We start from the raw sequence: 6,619 nt of genomic DNA on the forward strand, positions 1-6,619 counted from the left end.
TCCTCGACCTGCAGGCGATCCTGCAAAATGGCCAGACCCGCAGCGCTGTCGCCCAACGTCCCCGTGACGTAGATCCAGTCGCCGACGTGTGCGCCATCGCGCCGTAGGGCGCGTCCGGCGGGCACCAGTCCCTGAATCGTCATGGTAATACTGAGCGGACCGCGGGTGGTGTCGCCACCGACCAGCTGCATGTCGTAGTAATCAAGCAGTTCGAACAGGCTGTCGCTATAGGCTTCCAGCCAGCCGCTGTCGATAGACGGCAGCGTCAAGGCGAGGGACACCCACGCCGGATCGGCCCCCATAGCGGCAAGATCGCTCAGATTGACGGCCAAAGATTTGTAGGCCAGGTCCGCCGGATTGATATCCGGCAGGAAGTGTACGCCAGCAACCAGCGTATCCGTGCTGACTGCCAGCTGCGTTTTATCAGCCACCGTCAGCAACGCACAGTCGTCTCCGATGCCCAGTTCAACGTCCCGGCGCGTTGTTCTCACCCGGTCAAAATAACGGGCAATCAGATCGAATTCACCAGCAACCATATCTCGTCCAGACCGTACCGAAGCTTAAACTTTCGGGACGGGTAATCCGGTCCCGAATGACTTATTTTTTACGCAGGTGGGGGGCAGCTTTATCCAGCACGCCGTTGACAAACTTGTGGCTGTCTTCAGCGCCGAACACTTTAGCCAGTTCGATGGCTTCATTGATGGCCACTTTATACGGCACATCATCGCGACGGCTCAGTTCGAAGACCGCCAGACGCAGGATCGCTTTTTCCACCTGACCCAGTTCTTCCAGCTTGCGGGACAGGTATGGCGTCATTAACTCATCCATACGGTCGGCCTGCGTCGCCACCCCGGTCAACAGCTCGCGGAAATAGGTGATGTCAACGCCTTTGACATCCTGCTCGCTCAGGAATTGTAGTTCAACATCGGCAATATCGTTTTTAGATAACTGCCAGGAATAAAGCGCTTGAACCGCACATTCACGGGCGCGGCGACGAGCAGCAGGTTTCACGGAAATACCCCTTACTTAATCAGGCTTACTTGATAGCGTGTAATACATTAATCATTTCAAGCGCGGTCAACGCAGCTTCTGCGCCTTTATTACCCGCTTTGGTGCCGGCGCGTTCGATAGCCTGCTCAATGCTTTCAGTCGTCAGGACGCCGAAAGCCACGGGAATGTCGCTGTTCATGGCAACCTGCGACAAACCTGAGCTGCATTCGCCAGCCACAAATTCAAAATGGGCTGTTCCACCACGGATCACCGTTCCCAGCGCCACCACGGCATCGTAACCGCCGTTCTGAGTGCTTTTGGTCAACGCGCGTACCGCTAGCGGTAGTTCGTAGGCTCCCGGCACCCATACCACGGTGATGTTCTCTTCCTTCACCTGGCCGATGCGTTTCAGAGCGTCAACGGCGCCTTCTAACAGGCTGTCGTTGATGAAATGGTTGAAGCGGGCAATTGCAATCGCCACGCGGGCATTAGGAGTAGCAACAACACCTTCAATAACGTTCATAGCTTTCCTTTGACTGGTTTAAGTGCCCCGCAGGGGGGCGGATTCTATCATATTCTTCCGACGTCGTGTCCGGTTTTGTCAGCCGATATTTTGTACAGCGAGACGCCTGTAACGCCGCCTCAGGACTGCGGTTTAAGCGTCAGGCGCAAATCGGGACCGACTTGCGCCACCTGCGCCAGCGAAAACTCAGGCGCCTGGGACAACAGGGATAATCCCGGCAAGACGCAGAGCGGACGCGCGGCTTCGCCCAGCAGCTTCGGCGCGAGGTAAAGCAGCACTTCGTCCACCACATTGGCACGTAGCAACGCACCGGCCAGCCGTGGGCCCGCTTCGACCCACACCGAGTTAATCTCGCGTTTGCCCAGCAGCATCATCAACGCCACCAGATCAACCCCTTCACCCTGCAATGGCAGCGCCAGCTGTTCTACCGATGACGGCCATGCCTGCGCATCGGCCTTCTGACGCGCCAGCCAGGTCGACCCCGGTTGCTGAATCAGACGATGACGGAAGGTGACACGCTCCTGACTGTCGACGATCACCCGGACGGGCTGACGCAGCTGATCCTGCGGATACGCCCGCTGCATCTCGGGATCGAATTCTTCCCAGCGTACGGTCAGAGAAGGATCGTCCGCCAGCACCGTCGCGCTGCTGCTCAGGATGGCAGCGCTTTCGGCACGAAAACGCTGTACGTCCTGACGCGCCTGCGGCGACGTAATCCACTGGCTTTCGCCGGAAGCCATCGCCGTGCGGCCATCCAGTGACGCCGCCATTTTGAGCTGAACGAAGGGCAGTCCGGTGCGCATGCGCTTGAGAAAACCGCGATTGAGCTGTTCAGCTTCCGCCGCCATTACTCCGTAGCTGACGTCAATACCGGCCTGATGCAGTCGCGTCAGCCCGCGCCCGGCGACCTGTGGATTGGGATCCTGCATCGCGGCGACAACCCGCGTTACGCCAGCGGCGACCAACGCATCCGCACACGGCGGCGTACGCCCATGATGACTACAGGGTTCCAACGTGACGTAAGCCGTTGCGCCGCGCGCTCGCTCGCCAGCCATGCTCAGGGCGTGGACTTCCGCATGGGGACCACCCGCCTTCTGGTGATAGCCTTCACCGACGATCTCGCCGTCGCGGGCGATCACACAGCCGACGTTGGGATTGGGCGCAGTGGTGAAACGCCCCCGGCGCGCCAGTTCCAGCGCCCGGGCCATATAAAATTCATCCGACGGTAGTGTCATTCCCAGCCTCTCTTCTCAACGCCGACTGCGCGGCATGACGGGGTTAATCCTGCAGACGGGCGATCTCTTCCCCGAACTCTCGAATATCTTCAAAGCTGCGGTAAACCGAGGCAAAGCGGATATAGGCGACCTTATCCAGCTTTTTCAGCGCATCCATCACCAGATTACCCAGCATCTTCGCGGTGACTTCCCGCTCGCCGGTGGCTCGCAGCTGCGATTTGATATGGTTAATCGCCATCTCCACGTCATCGGAGCTGACTGGCCGCTTTTCCAGTGCTTTCTGCATACCGCTGCGTAGCTTGTCCTCATTGAAAGGCTCCCGCACATCGTTGCTTTTGATGATACGAGGCATCACGAGTTCCGCCACTTCGAAGGTGGTAAAACGTTCGTTGCATACCAGACACTGACGACGTCGACGGACCTGTGCTCCCTCACTAACCAACCGGGAATCAATCACTTTGGTATCAACCGCAGAACAAAATGGGCAATGCATAACCTTTCCCGCTCCCTCCGTTTATCATAGGGACAGTTTACCCTGAATTAACCTCCTAACCCAGCCTCCTTGTGGCGCAACGCGGCCAGATGAGCCTCCCGGCCATCGGTTTAGATTGGGTTGAGGATTGATCTGCTAGTTTGAGACTCCGCAAACTGGCACCCGCCGTTCAATGGCTGTCGCCTAAGCTGAAATTCGCCTTCTGACCGCACGTTCGCGTCGTCTGGAATGGCGTCAACCCCGGAGAAATGAGATGGAACCAGAACCCCACCCTGCACAGGCAGGACTTCTTCGGTAAGACAGCCCTTTTTCTCGCTGCCTTACCGACCGATAAGTAAGGCAGCGACGTCCCACTTTCGTCCCTGCTCATTCTATGTTACCGACGCGCCGGTGACTGTCCCCTGCGCGTCATCACGCTGCGACGTTACGACGTCGTGGCGGAGGGACTGTTATGCTATTAAAACGCCTCACCCAGCAGTGGCTCGCTCAAATGAGCCGTCATCTGCCTTCTCGTTTGTTCCACCGCGCGCCGATGCCCGACGGTCAGGCGAACGCCATACCGGAACGTCTTGCCCGTCAGTGTCATCACTACGCCTGGCTGAGTGAAGATGCGCTCTATCAGGCTTTTGACAGCCATCCCGAAGGACTGATGCCCAACGAAGTCCGACAGGCTCGGCAGACCTACGGCGAAAATCAGATCCCCGGCGAGCAAGCGGCGCCCTGGTGGATGCATTTGTGGCGCTGCTACCGCAATCCTTTCAACCTGCTGCTAACGCTGCTGGCGTTGATTTCCTACGCCACGGAAGACCTGACCGCGGCGCTGGTGATTGGGCTGATGGTGCTGATCTCGACGCTGCTGCACTTTGTTCAGGAAGCACGTTCGGGTAAAGCCGCCGATACGCTGAAAGCGATGGTCAGCAATACTGCCACCGTACTGAGATGCGATGAGCAGACCGGACGCAGCGAATATCAGGAAATCCCGCTGGATCAGCTGGTGCCGGGCGACCTCGTCAAGCTCGCGGCGGGCGACATGATCCCGGCGGATCTGCGCGTATTGCAGGCGCGCGATCTGTTTATCAGTCAGGCCTCGCTGACCGGTGAGTCACTGCCCGTGGAAAAAGTCGCGCGCAGTCGTCTGGCGAAAAATGCCCCCGCGCTGGAAAGCGATACCCTGTGCTTCATGGGTACCAATGTCATCAGCGGCACCGCGCAGGCGATCGTTATCGGCACCGGCGCCAATACTTGGTTCGGCCAGCTGGCAGGCCGGGTAACGCATCAACCCGAGCAGGAAAACGCGTTCCAAAAGGGCATCAGCCGCGTCAGCTGGCTGCTGATCCGCTTTATGCTGGTCATGACCCCCATCGTACTGGTCATCAACGGCTATACCAAAGGCGACTGGTGGGAAGCGGCGCTGTTCGCGCTGTCGGTCGCCGTCGGCCTGACGCCGGAAATGCTGCCGATGATCGTCACCTCGACGCTGGCGAAAGGCGCGGTAAAACTCTCTCGTCAGAAAGTGATCGTCAAACGTCTGGACGCCATTCAGAACTTCGGCGCGATGAATATTCTCTGCACCGATAAGACCGGCACGCTCACGCAGGATCGCATTGCGCTGGAAAGTCATACCGACGCGTTCGGGCGCTGCTGCCAAAAGGTGCTGCGTCTGGCGTGGTTGAACAGCGCGCATCAGACCGGGCTGCGCAACCTGCTCGATCAGGCCGTTTTGGAAGGCGTTTCCGATAAAGAGCAGCACGACGCCCTTTCCCGCTGGCGTAAAGTGGACGAAATCCCCTTCGACTTCGAGCGCCGCCGTATGTCGGTCATCGTCACCGAAAACGATCGGGAACATCTGCTGATTTGCAAAGGCGCGCTGGAAGAAATGCTGACCGTCTGTTCCTCTGTGCGAATCGGTGAAGACACCATGATGCTGGATGAGGACCGGCTGCTGCGGATCCGTCATCTCACCGACGATTGGAATCGCCAGGGCCTGCGCGTCGTCGCCGTCGCCAGCAAGGTGATTGACGCCGAGCCGCGGGATTATGCCCGCGCGGATGAGTCCGATCTGATTCTGGAAGGCTATATCGCCTTCCTCGATCCGCCGAAGGAGAGCACCGCCCCCGCGTTGAAAGCGCTGAAAAACAGTGGGATCACGGTCAAAATTCTGACCGGGGACAGTGAACTCGTGGCCGCCAAGGTCTGCCGCGACGTCGGCATCGACTGCTCCGGAACGCTGATCGGCAGCCGCCTCGATGAGATGACCGACGAGGAGCTTTCGGCTCAGGCAGAAACCATCACCCTATTCGCCCGGCTGACGCCGATGCACAAAGAGCGCATTGTGCGTCTGCTGCGAGCGCAGGGACATGTCGTCGGCTTCATGGGCGACGGCATCAACGACGCCCCCGCGCTGCGGGCGGCGGACATTGGTATCTCCGTCGACTCTGCGGTGGATATCGCCCGGGAAGCGGCCGATATCATCCTGCTGGAAAAAAGCCTGATGGTGCTGGAGCAAGGGGTCATTGAAGGCCGTCGGACCTTCGTCAACATGTTGAAATACATCAAGATGACCGCTAGCTCCAACTTCGGTAACGTGTTCAGCGTGCTGATCGCCAGTGCGTTTCTGCCGTTCCTGCCCATGCTGCCGCTGCATCTGCTGATCCAGAACCTGATGTACGATATTTCACAGATCGCCATTCCGTTCGATAACGTGGACGATGAGCAGATTCGCCGCCCGCAGCGTTGGAATGCCGGAGATATCGGTCGCTTCATGGTGTTCTTCGGCCCGATCAGCTCTATTTTCGACGTGATGACGTTCGCTTTGATGTGGTGGGTCTTCCAGGCTAATACGCCCGAGATGCAGACGCTGTTCCAGTCTGGCTGGTTTGTTGAAGGACTGCTGTCGCAGACACTGATCGTACATATGATCCGTACCCGCAAGATCCCGTTTATTCAGAGTCGTCCGTCATGGCCGCTGGCGATGATGACGCTGCTGATTATGGCGACGGGGATCGCGCTGATCTTCTCACCGCTGGCCGGGTTCCTGGAGCTACAGTCACTGCCTCTGAGCTATTTTCCGTGGCTCATCGCCATTCTTTGCGGCTACATGATGCTGACGCAGGCGATGAAAGGCTTCTTCGCTCGCCGCTACGGCTGGCAGTAACCGCCCGACGCAACGGCTGCGCCCCTCCTGCGGGCGCAGCTTTTTTCCCGCTGATTTCTGTCCTGCCAGTCGTTCGCTGACAATGCCCCGTTTTTGCTCCACATCCGCTATTATCTGTCGCAGACCCCTCACTGGCGATGACGCCGACCCGGCGTACGCCTTCAGGGTATGTTCGCCGTTTCTCAAGGAGACTCTTTCATGACCGTCCGTTTCCGTCTGCTGAC

General features: G+C 58.5%; 6 protein-coding genes. 1 reads left to right on the plus strand and 5 read right to left on the minus strand.

Annotated elements, in window-relative coordinates; all coding sequences use genetic code 11:
* From thiL to nrdR, 5 genes are all read right to left on the minus strand, one after another.
* On the minus strand, positions 1–536 hold a 536-nt coding region (gene thiL, locus Q7O77_RS12845), incomplete at its 3' end, for a thiamine-phosphate kinase (protein WP_304167931.1).
* A gap of 61 nt (positions 537–597) precedes the next feature.
* A complete protein-coding gene (gene nusB / locus Q7O77_RS12850) occupies positions 598–1,011 on the minus strand; it encodes a transcription antitermination factor NusB (RefSeq protein ID WP_304167933.1) in 414 nt (137 codons plus the stop codon).
* Positions 1,012–1,036: 25 nt separating this feature from the next.
* Positions 1,037–1,513, minus strand: a complete 477-nt coding sequence (gene ribE, locus Q7O77_RS12855) for a 6,7-dimethyl-8-ribityllumazine synthase (RefSeq protein WP_026738812.1) — start codon at positions 1,511–1,513, stop codon at positions 1,037–1,039.
* A 119-nt stretch (positions 1,514–1,632) separates the two neighbouring features.
* Positions 1,633–2,748: a bifunctional diaminohydroxyphosphoribosylaminopyrimidine deaminase/5-amino-6-(5-phosphoribosylamino)uracil reductase RibD gene (ribD, locus tag Q7O77_RS12860; RefSeq protein ID WP_304167937.1), complete on the minus strand. Its 1,116-nt coding sequence runs from the start codon at positions 2,746–2,748 to the stop codon at positions 1,633–1,635.
* Between the two features lie 43 nt (positions 2,749–2,791).
* Entirely contained in the window at positions 2,792–3,241 is a 450-nt protein-coding gene (nrdR, locus tag Q7O77_RS12865) for a transcriptional regulator NrdR (protein WP_026738810.1), read from the minus strand.
* A gap of 451 nt (positions 3,242–3,692) precedes the next feature.
* Between nrdR and mgtA the strand changes: the two genes are divergently transcribed.
* Positions 3,693–6,395: a magnesium-translocating P-type ATPase gene (mgtA, locus tag Q7O77_RS12870; protein WP_304167942.1), complete on the plus strand. Its 2,703-nt coding sequence runs from the start codon at positions 3,693–3,695 to the stop codon at positions 6,393–6,395.
* Positions 6,396–6,619 lie beyond the last annotated feature (224 nt).

It is taken from the genome of Lonsdalea britannica, assembly GCF_946477055.1.
Classification (GTDB): domain Bacteria; phylum Pseudomonadota; class Gammaproteobacteria; order Enterobacterales; family Enterobacteriaceae; genus Lonsdalea; species Lonsdalea britannica_A.